At 65.7% G+C, this 17,714-nt stretch carries 18 protein-coding genes and 1 riboswitch; all 18 genes read left to right on the plus strand.

Annotated elements, in window-relative coordinates; all coding sequences use genetic code 11:
- The first annotated feature begins 110 nt into the window (after positions 1-110).
- The 18 genes from KI617_RS19260 (at position 111) to KI617_RS19345 (ending at position 17,702) form a co-directional block, all read left to right on the plus strand.
- Entirely contained in the window at positions 111-788 is a 678-nt protein-coding gene (locus tag KI617_RS19260) for an energy-coupling factor ABC transporter permease (RefSeq protein WP_226449097.1), read from the plus strand.
- Complete coding sequence (locus KI617_RS19265) at positions 785-1,153, plus strand: energy-coupling factor ABC transporter substrate-binding protein (protein ID WP_226449099.1); 369 nt, start codon at positions 785-787, stop codon at positions 1,151-1,153. The genes KI617_RS19260 and KI617_RS19265 overlap by 4 nt, the downstream gene beginning before the upstream one ends.
- The gene (cbiQ, locus tag KI617_RS19270; RefSeq protein ID WP_226449100.1) at positions 1,143-1,874 is read left to right on the plus strand and encodes a cobalt ECF transporter T component CbiQ; all 732 of its coding nucleotides are present in this window, start codon (positions 1,143-1,145) and stop codon (positions 1,872-1,874) included. Before KI617_RS19265 ends, cbiQ begins: the two co-directional genes overlap by 11 nt.
- Entirely contained in the window at positions 1,871-2,707 is an 837-nt protein-coding gene (locus KI617_RS19275) for an energy-coupling factor ABC transporter ATP-binding protein (RefSeq protein WP_226449102.1), read from the plus strand. The genes cbiQ and KI617_RS19275 overlap by 4 nt, the downstream gene beginning before the upstream one ends.
- A gap of 42 nt (positions 2,708-2,749) precedes the next feature.
- A complete protein-coding gene (cobM, locus tag KI617_RS19280) occupies positions 2,750-3,559 on the plus strand; it encodes a precorrin-4 C(11)-methyltransferase (RefSeq protein WP_226449104.1) in 810 nt (269 codons plus the stop codon).
- Entirely contained in the window at positions 3,556-4,464 is a 909-nt protein-coding gene (locus KI617_RS19285; RefSeq protein ID WP_226449106.1) for a sirohydrochlorin chelatase, read from the plus strand. Before cobM ends, KI617_RS19285 begins: the two co-directional genes overlap by 4 nt.
- Positions 4,465-4,479: 15 nt before the next feature.
- Entirely contained in the window at positions 4,480-5,169 is a 690-nt protein-coding gene (locus KI617_RS19290) for a precorrin-8X methylmutase (RefSeq protein ID WP_226449108.1), read from the plus strand.
- Complete coding sequence (locus KI617_RS19295) at positions 5,166-6,314, plus strand: cobalt-precorrin-5B (C(1))-methyltransferase (RefSeq protein WP_226449110.1); 1,149 nt, start codon at positions 5,166-5,168, stop codon at positions 6,312-6,314. The genes KI617_RS19290 and KI617_RS19295 overlap by 4 nt, the downstream gene beginning before the upstream one ends.
- Positions 6,301-7,596, plus strand: coding sequence for a precorrin-6y C5,15-methyltransferase (decarboxylating) subunit CbiE (gene cbiE / locus KI617_RS19300; RefSeq protein ID WP_226449112.1), 1,296 nt, complete (start codon positions 6,301-6,303; stop codon positions 7,594-7,596). Before KI617_RS19295 ends, cbiE begins: the two co-directional genes overlap by 14 nt.
- Positions 7,593-8,390 (plus strand): precorrin-2 C(20)-methyltransferase, encoded by a 798-nt coding sequence (gene cobI / locus KI617_RS19305; protein ID WP_226449114.1) that lies wholly within the window; start codon positions 7,593-7,595, stop codon positions 8,388-8,390. The genes cbiE and cobI overlap by 4 nt, the downstream gene beginning before the upstream one ends.
- 112 nt (positions 8,391-8,502) lie before the next feature.
- Positions 8,503-9,240, plus strand: coding sequence for a cobalamin biosynthesis central domain-containing protein (locus KI617_RS19310; protein ID WP_226449116.1), 738 nt, complete (start codon positions 8,503-8,505; stop codon positions 9,238-9,240).
- Between the two features lie 275 nt (positions 9,241-9,515).
- Positions 9,516-9,929, plus strand: coding sequence for a cobalamin biosynthesis protein (locus tag KI617_RS19315; protein ID WP_226449118.1), 414 nt, complete (start codon positions 9,516-9,518; stop codon positions 9,927-9,929).
- Positions 9,926-10,918 carry a precorrin-3B C(17)-methyltransferase gene (gene cobJ / locus KI617_RS19320; protein WP_226449120.1) on the plus strand — a complete coding sequence of 331 codons (993 nt, stop codon included), beginning with the start codon at positions 9,926-9,928 and terminating at the stop codon, positions 10,916-10,918. Before KI617_RS19315 ends, cobJ begins: the two co-directional genes overlap by 4 nt.
- A 47-nt stretch (positions 10,919-10,965) precedes the next feature.
- A riboswitch (cobalamin riboswitch) is annotated at positions 10,966-11,275 on the plus strand.
- 120 nt (positions 11,276-11,395) lie between these two features.
- Positions 11,396-13,510, plus strand: a complete 2,115-nt coding sequence (locus KI617_RS19325) for a TonB-dependent receptor (RefSeq protein ID WP_226449122.1) — start codon at positions 11,396-11,398, stop codon at positions 13,508-13,510.
- Positions 13,511-13,636: 126 nt separating this feature from the next.
- Positions 13,637-14,920: a cobyrinate a,c-diamide synthase gene (locus KI617_RS19330; RefSeq protein WP_226449124.1), complete on the plus strand. Its 1,284-nt coding sequence runs from the start codon at positions 13,637-13,639 to the stop codon at positions 14,918-14,920.
- A 100-nt stretch (positions 14,921-15,020) separates the two neighbouring features.
- Positions 15,021-15,896, plus strand: a complete 876-nt coding sequence (locus KI617_RS19335; RefSeq protein WP_226449126.1) for a Tim44 domain-containing protein — start codon at positions 15,021-15,023, stop codon at positions 15,894-15,896.
- Between the two features lie 80 nt (positions 15,897-15,976).
- Complete coding sequence (gene yidD, locus KI617_RS19340; protein ID WP_226449128.1) at positions 15,977-16,387, plus strand: membrane protein insertion efficiency factor YidD; 411 nt, start codon at positions 15,977-15,979, stop codon at positions 16,385-16,387.
- 187 nt (positions 16,388-16,574) lie between these two features.
- Positions 16,575-17,702 (plus strand): ABC transporter substrate-binding protein, encoded by a 1,128-nt coding sequence (locus KI617_RS19345; protein ID WP_226449129.1) that lies wholly within the window; start codon positions 16,575-16,577, stop codon positions 17,700-17,702.
- Positions 17,703-17,714: the final 12 nt, after the last annotated feature.

A 17,714-nucleotide genomic window follows, 5' to 3' on the forward strand; every position in this document is an offset into this window, starting at 1 on the left:
GGTGACGGGAAGGCTCGTGTCGATCTGCCGCTTTTTTTGCATGCCGGCAATCCCGCCCAAACTCCCCCCGCCTTGGTGCCTGTTTTTTGTGCAGTCGTCGGGAGGTTCGCATGCACATCATGGAAGGTTTCCTGCCGGTCGAGCATGCGCTCGGCTGGACTGTCGCGTCGGCGCCATTTGTCGCCCTCGGCATTCGTTCGGTCCGTCGCCAGCTGCGCGAGCAGCCGGAACAGCGCATGCTGCTCGGCGTCGCCGCTGCTTTTTCCTTCGTCCTTTCCGCGCTCAAGCTGCCCTCGGTCACCGGCAGTTGCTCGCATCCGACCGGCGTCGGCCTCGGCACCCTGCTCTTCGGGCCGCTGGCCATGGTGCCGGTCGGTCTCGTCGTGCTGCTCTTCCAGGCCTTGCTGCTCGCCCACGGCGGGCTGACCACGCTCGGCGCCAACCTGTTTTCGATGGCCATCGTCGGCCCCTGCGCGGCCTATGGTGTTTTCCGCCTGGCCCGTGGCCTGGGGTTATCCCTCACCGCCGCCGTTTTTGCCGCCGCCTGCCTGGGTGACCTGGCCACCTACCTGACGACCAGCCTGCAGCTGGCCTGGGCTTTCCCCGACCCGTCCGGCGGCTTCACCGCCTCGCTGCTCAAGTTCGGCGCCATCTTCGCCGTCACCCAGTTGCCGCTGGCGATCAGCGAAGGCCTGCTCACCGTGCTGGTGGTCAATGCCCTGACCCGCTTCAATGCCGAGGAACTGCGCCACCTGCCGCTGTTCGCGGGGCGCGGAGCACGGCCATGAAGAAGCAGAACTGGCTGCTGATCGCCGCCGTCGTGTTGCTCACCGCCCTGCCGCTTTGGCTGGTGCCACACCTCGGCATCGGTACGGCCGCTGGACCGGATGGTCAGCCCGCAGCAACCTTTGGCGGGGCCGATGCGCAGGCGCAGCAGGCCATCGTGCAGATCGCCCCGAACTACCAGCCATGGTTCGCCCCGCTGCTCGAACCGGCCAGCGGCGAAATCGCCTCGCTGCTTTTCGCGCTGCAGGCGGCCCTCGGTGCCGGGGTGATCGGCTACTGGCTGGGTTCGGTCGTGACCCGCGAACGGCTGCTCAAGGAGGCCGAACGCCGGGCCGCCGAGGCCGGCAAGGATCACCGTGCTGATTGAGCAGGCCGCCTACGGCAACCGCTGGCGCCGCGTCAGCCCTGCCGCCAAGGGCGCCTTCGCACTGGCCGGACTGATCGCCGCCTTCGCCGCGCCGACGCCGCAGGCCGCTGCCAGTGTGGCTGCCCTGCTGGCCGGCGTCGCCTGCCTGGGTGCTGGCGTGGCACCCGGCCTCTACCTGCGTGTCGCCGCGCCAGCCACCGGCTTTCTCGCCCTCTCCGCCCTGTCGCTGCTCGTCAGCCTCGATAGCAACCTGAGCTGGCGCTGGGCGCCGGAAGCCTGGCCGCAGGTGGCGACGCTCAGTAGCCGCTCGCTGGCCGCCCTCGCCGCCCTGCTCGGTCTGGTGCTGACCACGCCACTGCCCGACCTGCTCGGCCTGCTCCGCCGTCTGCGCTGCCCGGATGTCCTGCTCGACCTGATGGTGCTGTGCTACCGCATGCTGTTCGTCTTCTCGGCCGCTCTGCACGACACCGCGACGGCCCAGCACGCCCGCCTCGGCTACGCGTCGACGCGGCTGGCCTGGCGTTCGATCGGCCGGCTCGCCGCTAACCTCGCTGTCCAGATCTGGCAGCGGGCACACGCCTTGCACCAGGCGGCACAAGCTCGCAATGGCGACGGGGCGCTACGTTTTCTCAGCCCGGTTTTCGCCCACGCCCGGCGCGACACCCTGCTGGCCGCCCTGGCCGGTGGGCTGCTGATCGTTGCCGCAAGGTTGTTGGCATGACGCTGCTGCTCGAAGCCAGCGCCTTGCGCCATGTCTACGCCGACGGCAGCATCGGTCTGGACGACTGCTCGCTGGCCATCCGCAGCGGCAGCCGCAACGCCCTGCTCGGCCGCAACGGGTCCGGCAAGACCACCTTGCTGCAGCACTTCAACGCCCTGCTGCGACCGACCGGTGGCCAGGTGCGCTTTGCCGGCCTGCCGGTCGACTACGGGCGCAGCGGCTTGAACGCGCTGCGCCGACGGGTCGGGCTGGTATTCCAGAATCCCGACCGCCAGTTGTTCTCGGCCAGCGTGGTCGAGGATGTCTCTTTCGGCCCGCTCAACCTCGGGCTGGACGAGACCACGGTGCGCCAGCGCGTTGGGGCGGCGCTGGCCGCCGTCGGCATGAGCGATCTGGCCGACAAGCCGGTGCATCACCTCAGTTTCGGCCAGAAAAAGCGGGTGTGCATCGCCGGCGTACTGGCCATGCAGCCCGACGTGCTGCTGCTCGACGAACCGATGGCCGGGCTCGACGCCACCATGCAGATCGAACTGCAGGCTCTGCTCGACAGCCTGACAGCGCGCGGCATCACCATCGTGCTATCGACCCACGACGTCGATTTCGCCTATCGCTGGGCCGACGACATCCACTTGTTCGCGGCCGGCCGCTGCCTGGCTTCGTTCGCCGCCGGCGACCTGCCGCAACACGCACTGCCACTACGCGCCGCCGGCCAGCCACTCCCGGCTGTGCTCGAACTCCACCGGGCGCTGGCTGCGCACGGGCTGGGCGACCAGCCTCCGCCGCGCAGCCTGGACGCCCTGCTCACCCATCTCACCGCCAAGGACGCCCGATGAATTTTGGCCACTTTTTCACTTTCCCTGTAACAGCTACCTGCCATGGCCACTAAACCGCAACCCGGCACCGTCTGGTTCGTCGGCGCCGGCCCCGGCGACCCGGACCTGATCACCGTCAAGGGCCGCAAGCTGCTCGAACAAGCCGGTGCTGTGCTCTTCGCCGGCTCGCTGGTCGATCAGGCGGCAACGCTGTACGCGCCGGCCGGCTGCGAAATTCGCGACTCCAAGGACATGACGCTGGAAGAGATGACCGACTGGCTGATTGCCGCTGCCAACCGGCATGAAACGGTGATCCGCCTGCAGACCGGCGACCCCGGCCTCTACGGCGCGCTGATCGAAATGACGCGGCCGCTGACCGCCGCCGGCATCGCCTGGGCAGTGGTGCCGGGTGTTTCCTCGGCCATGGCCTCGATGGCCGCGGCCGGCGAAACCCTGACCCTGCCGGAAGTGACGCAGACCGTGATCCTGACCCGCGTCGCCGGCCGCACGCCGATGCCGCCGGGCGAGGAACTCGAAGCCCTGGCCGCCCACAAGACGACGCTGTGCGTCTACCTGTCGATCACGCTGCTGCACAAGGTGCAGGAGGCGCTGCTCGCCGCCGGCTGGGACGAGGATGCACCGATTCTCGTGGTGCAGAAAGCCAGCTGGCCGGGCGAGGAAAAGATCGTGCGCGGCACGATCAAGGACATCAAGCGCAAGTGCCAGGACGAAAAGATCGCCAGCCAGGCCATGATCGTCGCCAGCCCGACCCTGGGCGCCGCCGACTGGCCGGACCTGATCCGCTCCAAGCTCTACGACCCCACCTTTGGCCATCGCTTCCGCAAGGCGAGCCCCCAGGAGAATGCCGCATGAACGCCACCACCATCCTGCTCGTCGGCCACGGCTCGCGCGGCCGCGAGGGAAACAAGGAAACGATCCATTTCGCTGCCCAATGGCGCGAACGCCGCCCCGACTGGCGCATCGAGGTCTGCTTCATCGAGCACGCCGAGGTGCTGCTTGCCGAAGGGCTGGATCGCGCCGCGCAGGGCGCCGGCAAGGTGCTTGTCATCCCCTTCATTCTCAACGCCGCCGGCCATGTGAAGATGGAGTTGCCGGCCGCCATCGCGGCAGCGCGCGAACGCCACCCGGCCGTCGACTTCGCCGTCACCCGTCACCTCGGCATGGGGCGCGACATCTTTGCCGTGCTGCAAAGCCAGCTCGACCGCCTGATGAAGCAACTGGCCATGCCCGACCCGCAAACCACCGGCGTCATCCTGCTCGGCCGCGGTTCCTCCGATGCCGGCGCCAACGGCGAACTGGCCAAGATGGCGCGCTGGCTGTTCGAGGAAAACGACCATGAACTGGTCGACCTGGCCTTCACCGGCGTCACCTGGCCGCGCCTGGAAAGCGCCGTCCAGCGTCAGGTTCGGCTGGGCATGATGCAGGTCGCCATCGTGCCGGTCTATCTCTTCACCGGGGTGCTGATCGAGCGCATCCAGGAACAGGTGGCCCGCCTGAGACTGCAATACCCGCAGGTCACCTTCGCGCTGGGTACGCACTTCGGTTTCGACCCCGGCATCTTCACGCTGCTCGACGACAAGGTCGGGAACGACGAGCTGCCGGAAGGGCGAATGCTCGAATGCGACGGCTGCAAGTACCGCGCGGAGGCCGAGGAAGGCCATCTGCACGACCACAGCCACACCGCCACCGGCGGCTGCGGCCATCACCACGAACACGCAATGGCCAACCCCCACGGCTGCGCCCACCAACACGACTGATTTGCGAGAAACCCCATGACCTTCAGCACCGCCGCCAACACCGTTACCGAACAGCTGACCGAAGCCGGCCGCGCCATCGAGCACGACTCCTTCGCCATCATCGACGCCGAAGCCGGCCCGCACGGCTACACCGCCGAGCAATGGCCGCTGGTTCGCCGGATGATCCACGCCAACGCCGATTTCGAGTTCAACGGCCTGACCGCCTTCCACCCGGATGCCATGCAGGCTGGCTTCCAGGCTGTCCTGAAGGGCAACACGCCCATCGTCGCCGATGTCGAGATGATCTGCGTCGGCCTCTCCAAGCCGCGCCTCACCCACTTCGGCCTGAGCACCCACCACTATATTTCCGATGCCGACGTGATTGAGGCCGCCAAGGCCGCCAACAGCACGCGCGCCGTGCAGGCCATGCGCAAGGCGCACCGGCTGGGCAAGCTGGAAGGCGCCATCGTCGGCATCGGCAACGCGCCGACCGCGCTGATCGAACTGGTCCGCCTGATCCGCGAAGAAGGCGTCCGCCCGGCGCTGGTCATCGGCATGCCGGTCGGCTTCGTTTCCGCCGCCGAATCGAAGGATCTGCTGATGACCGTGAACGAAGTGCCGTGGGTCGCCATCCAGGGCCGCAAGGGCGGCTCGACGCTGGTTGTCGCGGCGATCCACGCCATGCTCTCACTGGCTGAAGTCGAGCAGAAGAAACAGGCGGCATGAGCGAAGAAAATCTGGCCAAGGTTCGCAAGGGCGACGCCAGGCGCCAGCGCGGCAACCGTACCGGCTTCACCACCGGCGCTTGCTCGGCAGCGGCGGCACGCGCCGCCACGCTCGGCCTGCTGCTCAGCGAGGTGCCGGAGAGCGTGCTCAGCCGGCTGCCCAACGGCCAGGAAGTGAGCTTTGCCGTCATCGACGGCAGCGTAGAGGAAAGTGCCGGCCTGGCCCATGCCGCCATCGTCAAGGATGCCGGCGACGACCCGGATGCGACGCACGGCGCCCACCTGACCGCCGACGTACGCCTGTTGCCGCACCGCGCCGGTGAAGTCGTGCTCAAGGGCGGCCCCGGTGTCGGCATCGTCACCAAGCCCGGCCTCGGGCTGGAAGTCGGCGGCCCGGCCATCAACCCGGTGCCGCGCCGCAACATCATCGACAACGTGCGCGCCGTGGCCGGCGAACTGCTCGATCACGATGGTCTGGAAGTCACCATCTCCGTGCCCGGCGGCGACGAAATGGCCAAGAAGACGCTGAATGCCCGGCTCGGCATCCTCGGCGGCATTTCCATTCTCGGTACCACCGGCATCGTCCGCCCCTATTCGACCGCCGCCTTCCGCGCCAGCGTCGTGCAGGCGGTCGATGTGGCGTTTAATCAGGGGCGGCAGCACCTCGTCTTCACCACCGGCGGGCGCACCGAGAAGTTCGCCATGCGCCAGTTGCCGGCGCTGGACGAATCCTGCTTCGTGCAGATGGGCGACTTCGTCAAGGCAGCCTTCAGCAGCGCCATCAAGCGCGGCGTTCCGGAGATCACCGTCGGCGCCATGGTCGGCAAGCTGACCAAGATGTGCCAGGGCCTGGCCGTCACCCACGCCTGGAAGGCCGAGGTGGACCGCGACATCCTGGCCGATTCCGCCCGCGAAGTCGGTGCCCCGGCCGACCTGATCGAGGAAATCCGCGCTGCCGAAACCGCCCGTTTCGCCGCCGAACGGCTGGCTGCACTCGGCCTGGCCGAAGCCTTCCATCGCCAGCTGGCGATCAAGGCCATCCGCAGCCTGACCACCCACTACCCCGGTGACTATCGCCTGACCGTGCTGGTCTGCGATTTTGAAGGCCGGTTCATTTGCCGCGTAGAACAAGATGAAGCCCAATAATTCCTGCACCCTCCTCGGCATTCTCGACGACGGCTGGGCCGGCCTGTCCGATACCGCCCGCCAGCGGCTGGCGGCGGCCGACCTGGTGATCGGCGCCGGCCGCACGCTCGACCTGGTTCGCCCTTACCTTGCCACCGGCGCTCAATTGCGCGACATGGACGGCCAGCTTGGCCAGGTGCCGGGCTGGATTGCGGCAGCACGCGCCGCCGGCCACCGCGTCGTCGCGCTCGCCACCGGCGACCCGCTGTGCCACGGCATCGCCTCGTGGCTGACCGGCAAGCTGGGGCCGGATGGTTTTGAGATCCTGCCGGCGGTGTCGACGCTGCAACTGGCCTTCGCCCGCTTCAAGACGGCCTGGCAGGACATCAAGATCGCCACCTGCCACACCGCCGATGCCGGCGAATGGTCTGTCGGCGCGCCGCCCTCCCACGGCCTGTACAAGCTGATGCGCAGCATTGCCCGGCATCCCCGCGTGGCGCTGTTCACCGGCCCGGAGAACACCCCGGCCCGGCTGGCCCGGGCCCTGATCCTGGCCGGCTACGCGCAGGAAGCCCGGCTGTCGGTCGCCTGCCGCCTGTTACTGGCGGATGAAGCCATCTACCGCGACCTCAGCCTGGCCGAGGCGGCCGAGATGGATTTCCCGCAGCCCAATGTCGTGCTGGTCGAACGCACGGCAACGGCCGTCCCCGCCTTCGGGCTGGAGGATGGCGAGTACATCCAGCGCTCGCCCCGCAGTGACCAATCAGGAGGGCTGATCACCAAGCAGGAGGCGCGCGCCCTGTCGCTGGCCAAGCTGCGCCTGAAGCCGGATGCGCTGGTCTGGGACATCGGCGCCGGTTCCGGCTCGGTCGGCCTGGAAGCAGCCCGCCTGGCGCCGGAGGGCCATGTCTGGGCCATCGAAAAGAATGCCGGCGACGCCGAAAACGCCCGCGCCAACGCGGCCCGTTTCCAGGTCGGCAATTACACGTTGGTCGAAGGCAAGGCGCCGCAGCACCTCGACGGCTGGCCGGATCCGGACGCCGTGTTCATCGGCGGCTCGGGCGGCGAACTGGGCGAGTTGATCCGCCTGATCCTCAGCCGCCTGAAGCCCGGCGGCCGGCTGGTCATGAATTTCGTGACGCTGGAAAACCTGGCCACCGCCACTGCCGCGCTGAAGGAAAGCGGCGCGAGCTGGGACGTGGTGCAACTGCAGGCCAGCCGCAGCCAGCCAATTCTCGATATGCACCGGATGGCGGCCCAGAACCCCGTCTGGATCGTCACCGCAAGCAAGGAAAACCTATGACTGAAAAAAAACACTACGGAAAACTGATCGGCGCCTCGCTCGGCCCCGGCGACCCCGACCTGATCACCCGCCGCGCTTGGGCCGCCCTGCAATCCGGCGCCCGCTGGCTGTACCCGGTCAAGAAGGCCGAGGAGTCGTCCTACGCGCTGTCCATTGTCGAGCGCGGCGGCATCCCGGTGCCGGCCGATGCGGTCGAACTAGTCTTCCCGATGACGCGCGACGCCGACATCCTGGCCAAGGCCTGGGTGCGTGCTGCTGAGCAAACGCTAGCCTTGCTCGCCGAAGGGCGCGACCTGGTTTTCCTGGTCGAAGGCGACGCCTCGACCTTCGCCACCTTCGGCCACCTCGCCCGCGTCGTGCGCGAACTGGTGACGGCGCAGGGGCAAACACTCGAAGTCGAGACCATCCCCGGCGTGTCGTCGTTCGCTGCCGCCGCCGCAGCTTCCGGCGTCACCCTGGCCGAGGAGGACGAAACCTTCGCCATCATCCCGGCCGCCTACGGCGTTGAGGTGATCGACCACCTGCTTGATGAGTTTGACACCCTGGCCCTGCTCAAGGTCAAGCCGCTGGTCGATGAAGTCGTCGAACTGCTGGAAAAGCGCGAGCTGCTGGCAACCTCGGTGTTCATCGAGAAAGTCGGCTCACCGGACGAGCGCATCGTGCGCGATGTGGCCAGCCTAAAGGGCGAAAAAGTTAACTACCTGTCGCTCATGCTGGTCCAGAACCCCAAACGCGTACGCGGCGAACTGCGCCGCGGCTGCCGGAAAAGACAGTCGCTAGCAGCTAGTCACTAGTTGTTAGGGAGGCGCTGATTAATTCGTCATTTCCGAATAAATCAGCGTTTCCTTAGCGAAGTCAAAACCGTGCCTACCGACTAACAACTAATAACCGACTACTACCAACTCAATGAAAATCGCCGTCGTCTCGATTACCAAACATGGCATCGCGCTGGCCGGCAAGGTCGTCGCCGCCTTGCCGGGAGCACAGCTGTTCTGTCCCGAAAAATTCCGTGCCGAGGGTGAGGCTGCGGCGCCCGGCGCGGTGCATTGCTACGAAGGCAAGGTCGGCGACCAGGTGCCGGCGCTGTTCGCCGCCTTCGACGGCATTGTCTGCATCGTCTCGCTCGGTGCCGTCGTCCGCCTGATCGCCCCCCACCTGAAAAACAAGGAAACCGATCCGGCCGTGGTCGTCATCGACGAAGCCGGCAAGTTCGTCATCCCCATGCTCTCCGGCCACCTCGGCGGCGCCAACCAGCTGGCTGGCCATCTCGCCACGGCGCTCGGTGCGCAAGCCGTGCTGACCACCGCCTCGGACGCCCGCGCCACCATCGCCGTCGACCTGCTCGGCCGCGAACTGGGCTGGACTTTCGAGGCCAGCCACGACGAAATCGTCCGCTGCAGCGCCGCGATGGTGAATGACGAGCCGGTCGCGCTGGTGCAGGAAGCCGGCAGTACCGACTGGTGGGCCAACCACGCCAACGGGCGCCAAGGCCCGTTGCCCGCCAACGTGACGCAATTCGAAAAACTGGAAGACGTACCGCTCGACCGCTTCACTGCCGTGCTGTGGATCAGCCGACGGGAGATGCCGGCCGATATCGCCGCCCTACTGGCTGGACGGTGGGTTGTTTATCGTCCCAAACCGTAAATAAGCATGCCGCACGCCAACTACCACGAGATCCCCCCTCCCCCCTCGAGAGCGCCGAGCAGCGCAGAGCGGCCGGGGGCAGTCGGTTCGCAATGTCTGAGCCGCAGGCGAGTTTTGCGAAGCGCCCGGCTGCTTGAGCAGCGCAGGGGACCGGGCCAGCGGCCCGGCGCGAACGCGGGGGTCGCCTTTCTTTGCTTCCTTTCTTTGGCGAAGCAAAGAAAGGGAGACGCCGCTCAACGGCGGAAAACAGCGGTTGAACCCGCAAGGCTGCCAGCATGAGGCGCAAGCCAGAAATGCCCATTGCCCTCGGCCTGGGCTGCGACCGCGGCACCCCGGCCACCACCATCGCCCGGTGCATCGCCGAGGCACTGGCCCTGGCCAAGGCCAGGCTGGCCGATGTGCGGGCTGTCGCCTCCATCGACCTCAAGGCTGACGAAATCGGGCTCGCCGAAGTCGCCCAAGCCAACGGCTGGCACATCCGCTTCTACCCCGCTACCGAGTTGGCAACGGTGGAGGTGCCGAACCCCTCCGCAACCGTCCGCAAATACACCGGCACGCCGTCCGTCTCCGAAGCGGCGGCGATTCTCGTCGCCGGCGCCGACCAGACCCATTTGATCATCGAAAAATACAAGCTGCGCGGCCAGGACGGCCGCAATGCCACCGTCTCCATTGCAAGGATTCCCCAATGAATACCCCTGAAAACAGCACCGCCCAAACCGGCAAGATCATGCTCGTCGGCCTCGGCCCGGGCAGCAACGACCACCTGACCGCCCGCGCCCGGGCGGCGATTGCCGAGGCCGATACCATCATCGGCTACGTCACCTACATCCGCCTGGTCGCCGATCTGGTGGCCGGCAAGGAGGTGATCAAGAAGTCGATGACCGAGGAGCTCGACCGCGCCATCGAGGCGCTGGACCGAGCCCGCCAGGGCAAGAAGGTGGCACTGATTTCATCCGGCGATGCCGGCGTGTACGGCATGGCCGGGCCGACCTTCGAGGTGCTGTTCCAGGCCGGGTGGACGCCCGACTCGGACATCGAGGTCGAAATCGTGCCCGGTGCTTCGGCGCTGAACACCTGCGCCGCGCTGGTCGGCGCACCGCTGACCCATGATTTCTGCGCCATTTCGCTGTCCGACCTGCTGACACCGTGGCCGACCATCGCCCGCCGCCTCGACGCCGTGGCCTACGCCGATTTCGTCGTCGCGTTGTACAACCCGAAGAGCGGCCGCCGCACCCAGCAGATCGTCGAGGCCCAGCGCCTCTTCCTGCGCCACCGCGATCCGCAGACGCCGGTCGCCATCGTCAAGTCCGGCTATCGCCCCAAGCAGCGCATCGAATTCACCACCCTGGACAAGATGGCCGAAGCTGACATCGGCATGCTGTCGACGGTGCTGATCGGCAATTCCAACACCTTCATCAAGCACGGCCTGATGGTCACGCCGCGCGGCTACGCCAACAAGTACGCGGTAGAGGATGGCGAACGCAACACGCATGCCGGCGAACAAGCCGGCCGTTCGCTGTCCACCGGCCTCAACGGCTGGATGGCGGCCATCCAGCAGAGCGGCAGGAGCGCCGCCGAACTGGCCGCCGAATACCGCCTGCCGGAGGATTACATCGCCGCCGTGCTGCAGACCGAACTGCCGCCGGAAGGCGAGGAGGCCACGGCCGAAAACGGCTGATTTTTTCACCCTTGCCAGCGTCCGGCCTGGCAAGGCTCAGGCAATACCGCCGGACACCCGCAACAGGTGCTTACAGCCTCAAGGGCTGTGGGTGAAACGGGAACGGGGTGCGCGACCCACGCGGTCGCAATGCCCCGGCTGCCCCCGCAACGGTAAGCGAGTGCGGACGCGCCATCAGGCCACTGGGAGATTGATCCCTGCCGCATTGGAATGAAACACGAAGACGAACCGAAGGCAGTGCGATTGCACGACGAGGTGAAGTCGACAAAGTGTCATTTCGATGCGGCAGGGATCGCCCGGGAAGGCGACGCGTCAAGACTTGCCAGCCCGGAGACCGGCCTGTCGCGTCGTACTGCCCGCTTGACGGAGCAGTGTTTTCAAACTGACTGTCTGCGGGGATGCGGATGGCAGCGATCCTGGGCACCGTGTGCGCAGGGCGCAGCGATCCGTGGCAGGCAGTCGTGACTGGAGCAGTCCATGCGACACCCACATTTCACCTTTTGGCAGCATTCGTTTCTTACCCTCACCCTGACGGTTGGCGGTCTCGCCCACGCCGCCGGCATGCCAACCCTGCAGGAAGTCACCGTCAGCAGCGGCCAGCACGACCTGACCGGTGTTGCCGACTCGGCCACCGAAGGCACAGTCACCGCCAGACAGCTCACCAACCGGCCGCTGCTGCGCCCAGCCGAAGCGCTGGAAACCGTGCCCGGCATGATCGTCACCCAGCACTCCGGTGACGGCAAGGCCAACCAGTATTTCCTGCGCGGCTTCAATCTCGACCACGGCAGCGACTTCGCCAGTCACGTCATGGGCATGCCAGTCAATATGGCCAGCCACGCCCACGGCCAGGGTTACATGGACCTCAATTTCCTGATTCCCGAGCTGATCGGCAGCATCCAGTACCGCAAGGGCGTCTATGCGGCCGAGGATGGCGATTTCGCCACCACCGGCTCAGCGCGCATCGACTACCTGCGCAGGCTCGACCAGAGCTTCGTCGAACTCGGCATGGGCCAGCACAATTTCCGCCGCCTGCTCGCCGCCGGCGGACACAGCCTGGGCGACCTCAATCTGGTCGGCGCCATCGAGGTCGGCGGCTACGACGGCCCCTGGGAACAACCGCAGAATCTCGAAAAACACAACGCCGTGCTGCGCCTGACCTCGGGCACCGCAGCCAACGGCTTCGCCCTGACTGGCATGGTCTACAAAGCCGACTGGACGGCCACCGAGCATGTGCCGGAACGCGCCATCACCGGCGGCGAAATCGGTCGCTACGGCGCGCTGTCGCCAAGCGACGGCGGCCGCACGCACCGCCACAGCCTGGCCGGCGATTGGGCACGCACCACCAACACCGGCGCCAGCAAGCTGAACCTCTACGTCATCGACTACGGCCTGAACTACTTTGCCAATCCGTCCGGCTACATCAACAGCCTGCAGGGCGACCAGCACGAACAGGCCGACGATCGCACGCTGTGGGGCGGCCAGGTCAAGCACAGCTGGTTCCTCGGGCCGCAATGGCAGGACACCGAGCTGAGCCTCGGCACCCAATTTCGCCAGGACCGGATTGCCTCGGTCGGCCTGTACGCCACCGAGAACCGACAACGAACCAACACCATCCGCGAGGATCGTATCCGCCAGACGGCGCTCGCCGTCCTGCTCGAAGCCCGCACCCAATGGACAGCTTGGCTGCGCAGCACGCTCGGCCTGCGCCGCGACCAGATCGACGCCCGGGTCACACCGCTGGCCGGCCAGTTCAACATGAGCAACGGCGGGGACGCTTCGGCCGGACAGACCAGCCCGAAGCTCGGCCTGGTCTTCGGCCCCTTCGATCTGCTCGGCCCGACCGAGTTCTACGCCAACTGGGGGCACGGCTTCCACAGCAACGATGCACGCGGCGCCACGGCCCGCAGCAATCCGCAGGACGGCAGCGCCGTCGAGGCCGTGCCGCTGATCGTCAAGGCCAAGGGCAGCGAGCTGGGCCTGCGTACCACGCCACTCAAGGGCTGGCAGAGCAGCCTGTCGGTTTGGCAGATGGCCCTCGCCTCGGAACTCGTTTTCATCGGTGACGAGGGCATCACCGAGCCCAAGGGCGCCTCGCGCCGGCATGGCATCGAATGGTCGAACTACATCACGCCGGCCGATGGCTGGATCATCGATGCCGACATCGCCTGGTCGCAGGCACGTTTCAAGGAGGCCAACCCGGACAACGGCGGTCGCCGCGTGCCTAACGCCATTCCGCTCACCGCCTCGCTCGGCCTCAGCGCCGACAGCGGCGGCACCTGGTTCGGCGGCCTGCGCCTGCGCTACCTCGGCGCCTATGCCTTGGAGGAAGCCGGAGAGCAGAAGTCTTCCGCTTTCTGGATGGCCAGCCTGAAGGCCGGCTACCGCATCACGCCTAAGCTGCAGATCACGCTCGACGTCCTCAATCTGTTCGACAAGAAAGCCAACGACATCGAATACTGGGGCGGCGCCTGCACCCGTAACGAAGCCTTGGCCGGCACCGGCGGCTGCGGCACGGGCAGCGGCATCGACGGCCGCCTCCTGCACCCGCTGGAACCACGTACCTTACGCCTTGGCCTGCGGGCCAGCTTCTGACCGCTTCCGTCATTGCCGCGAAAGCGGGAATCCAGGAGTAGCCTCCTGGTATTCGCTTCATCCATGGATTCCCGCTTACGCGGGAATGACCAATAATTCACCCTCTCGACCTATCCACTAGCCACCATGCCTGCCTGTCCCACCCTCCTCATCGCCGCCCCCGCCTCTGGCCAGGGCAAGACGACCGTCACCGCCGCCCTGGCCCGCCTGCACGCCCGGCAGGGCCGGCGCGTCACCGTCTTCAAGTGCGGCCCTGATTTTCTCGACCCGCAGATTCACGCTTTCGCGTCGGGCCGCCCCTGTCAGAACCTCGACCTCGGCATGTGCGGCGAGGCCGACGCGCGCTGGCACCTGGCCCGCGCGGCAGCCGATTCCGACCTGATCCTGATCGAAGGCGTCATGGGCTTGTTCGACGGCGAACCTTCTGCGGCAGACATCGCGCAACGCTTCGGCATCCCGGTCATGGCCCTGATCGATGCCGGCGCCATGGCCCAGACCTTCGGCGCCGTCGCGCACGGCCTGGCCACCTACCGCCCCGGCCTGCCCTTCGCCGGCGTGCTCGCCAACCGCGTCGCCAGCCCGCGCCATGCCGAGTTCCTGCACGGTAGCCTGCCGCCCGGCATGGGCTGGTTTGGCGCCTTGCCGAAAAGCCGCGACAGCCTGCCGGAGCGCCACCTTGGCCTGTTGCAGGCGGCCGAGATCGCCGACCTCGGCGAACGCCTCGACCGCCTGGCCGATGCACTGGCCACCAGCGCCAGCGTCGACCTGCCACCGCCGGTATTGTTTGAAGATTGCGCACCGCCGGCCATCCCGCCACTGCTCGCCGGCCAGCGCATTGCCATCGCCCGCGATGCCGCTTATGGCTTCATCTACCCGGCCAATCTGGAAACGCTGACCGCACTCGGCGCCGAACTGCGCTTTTTCTCCCCGACCGGCGGCGAGGAATTGCCCGAATGCGATGCAGTCTGGCTGCCCGGCGGCTACCCGGAATTGCACGCCGATGCCCTCAGCAACCACGCCGGCCTGTGGCAGGCACTGAAAAGCCATGTCGCAGCAGGCAAACCCCTGCTCGCCGAATGCGGCGGCATGATGAGCCTGTTCGAGGAAGTCATCGACAAGGCCGGTATCAGCCATCGCTTCGGCGGGCTGCTGCCCGGCCGCTCGGTCATGCAGCAACGCCTGGCGGCCCTCGGCACCCAGTTCGCCGAACTCCCCGAGGGGCGGCTGTCCGGCCATACCTTCCATTACTCGAAGAGCGAAACCCCGCTCGCCCCGCTGCTTCGCGCCCAGACGGCAGACGGACGCGAGGGCGAAGCCATCTATCGACAAAACAGACTGACGGCCTCTTATGTGCACTTCTACTTTCCATCCAATCCAGTAGCCACCGCAGCCCTGTTCAATCGCCTCTGAAACTTCGATTTTTTGGAACAGTTAAGCAGGGACAAGATAATTTTTCAGCAACAGTAAACCGCTACACTACAAGTCGTAACTTTTCCACCCGGAGACAAACATGAAGAATTTCGTAATGATGGCCGCGGCGCTGGTGCTCGGCTTCACGTTGCAAATCAATGATGCCGAAGCCAAGCGCCTCGGCGGTGGCAGTTCCGCTGGCATGCAGCGCCAGTCGGTCGCCCCGAGCAAATCCACCACCGCCGCACCAGCCCAGCAGCAGAATGCTGCTCCGGCTGCCGCCCCGCAAGCTCAGCCGAAGCGTTCCTGGATGGGCCCGCTGGCTGGTCTGGCCGCCGGTCTTGGCCTGGCCGCCCTGGCTTCGCACTTCGGCTTTGGCGAAGGCCTGGCCAACTTCATGATGATGGCCCTGTTGGCCATGGTCGTGATCGGCGTCATCGGCTATTTCATGCGCAAGAAGGCAGCGGCAGCCCAGCAAGGCGGCATGCAGTACGCCGGTGCCGGCGCCAACTACGGCGCCAACGCGCCGCGTGAGCCGGACTTCATTCCGGCCGGCGGTTCCGCTGCCGCTCCGATAGCCAACGCAACGACCAGCGGCAATATCCCCGCTGATTTCGATGTCGAAGGCTTCGTCCGCAACGCCAAGGTCAACTTCATCCGCCTGCAGGCCTCCAACGATGCCGGCAATCTCGACGATATCCGCGAATTCACCTCGCCGGAAATGTTTGCCGAGATCAAGATGGGCATGGCCGAGCGTGGCAACGCCAAGCAAGAGACCGATGTCGTCCAACTCAATGGCGAAGTGCTCGATGTGGCGACCGAAACCAGTCGCTATGTGGTCAGCATCCGTTTCACCGGACTGATTCGCGAAGAGAAAGATGCACCAGCTGCACCGTTCGACGAGATCTGGCACATGACCAAGCCAACCGACAACAGCCGCGGCTGGGTGCTGGCCGGAATCCAGCAGGTCCAGTAAGCACCGGACCCTGAACAAAGCCGGCAGGAGCTTATGCTCTTGCCGGCTTTTTTTCGCCCCCATTTCCGGAAAGAGTGGCCATGAAAGCACTTGCCCTCGCTGCCATCCGGCGCTATCAGCGCCACCTTTCGCCGCCCAAAGGCTACTGCTGCGCCTATCGTCATCACACTGGCCGGGCTGGCTGTTCAGAACTCGGCTATCGCGCCATCCGCCGCCTCGGCCTGTGGCGCGGCCTGCTTGTCTTGCGCATTCGCCTGAACCGTTGCGGCATGGTCCATCGCCGTTACACGCGGAACAGATTGGCGCTGGCTGGCCAGGCTGGATTCTGCGATTGCGGCTGTGACCTGCCCTGCGATCTGGATGCTGGAAGCGCATGCGACCCTGCCGGCAATCTGCCGTGCGACTGCGGACTGGACTGGGGAAAAAGGGACAAACAGGAAGACGACAAAACCATCGGCATGTCCCACAACAAACAGCCGCATGCCATTTAAATTACGAATTGTTAAATTCATAAAACCAAATAATTGATTTTTATAGTTTATTTATCATAAGCATCGCACTAGACTGGGATTTGAATTGTGGATATCCGTAATCGGCAGCAGCTCAAACCGGTGGAATAATCCGAAACCAATATCTCCAGATCCGGTTGACCGGACAGCCCACTCACAAGGAACAGCGATGTCTTTCTCGATAGTCACGATGGCGCTTCGCCGCGCTTTGCCCGCGGTTTTTCTCGCCACACTCCTGAACAGCGCCAGCGCCAAGGATCTCCTGGTCGTTCAGGTCGCCCCCCTCTCCGGTCCGCAAGGGGTGACCGGGAAGGCTGTACAGGCCGGCGCCAAACTATATTTCGATCACATCAACGCCCAGGGCGGTATCGGCGGCAACCAGATTCGGCTGCTCAGCCGGGACGATGAAAACAAGCCGGAGGAAACCGTTCGCCTGGTCAAGGAAAGCCTGGCCAACGAGCAACCGGTCGCTTTTCTCGGCTCGGTTGGCACCAACAACATCGAAGCGCTGATCCGCGACGGCAGCCTGGCGCGGGCCAATACGCCTTTGATCGGACCGCTTTCCGGCGCCAGTTCAATGATCGGCGCCCCGGCCACTTATGTGGTCAAAGCTACCTATCGTGACGAAGTCGAAAGCTTGTTCAAGCAACTGGGTCAGACCGGGCAAAGCAAGGTCGGCTTGGTCTACCAGGATGACGGCATGGGCAAGGACGTGCTGAACAGTGCCGACAATGCAAGCAGCAAATACAGCATCCAATTGGTGGCGCGGGCCGGTTACGAGCGCAACACCCTGAAGGTCGAAAACGCAGTCGACAGCATGATCAAGGCGGCACCGCAATCGATCTTCCTCGGTGCGACGACGGCGGCAGCCATCGAATTTGTCCGCCAATACCGCCAGAAAGGCGGCGTCGCGACCATCTACGGCTTATCGATCATCGACACGCAGCAACTGCTGGCCAAGCTCGGCCCGGCGCTGGCGCGCGGCTACGCCTTCTCGGTCGTCATGCCGCTGGAGAGCAAGACGACCTTGCCGCTGATCCGCGAATACGTCCGCCTCAAGGAAAGCGCCAAGGATGCCAACCTGACGGCGCGTTCGATCGAAGGCTTCATTGCCGCCAAGGCCCTGGTCAATGCGCTCAAGCAGGGCGGCGCCAGCGGGCCGGCGACGGCCAAAGCCCTGAGCGGCAGCAAATTCGACCTCGGCGGCTACACGCTGGATTTCACCTCCAGCAAGCGTACCGGCTCGACCTTCGTCGATTTCGCGATGATCGGCGACAACGGCCGCATCGTTCAGTAAGCATTACCGCGA

It is taken from the genome of Ferribacterium limneticum (assembly GCF_020510625.1).
Lineage (GTDB): Bacteria > Pseudomonadota > Gammaproteobacteria > Burkholderiales > Rhodocyclaceae > Azonexus > Azonexus limneticus_A.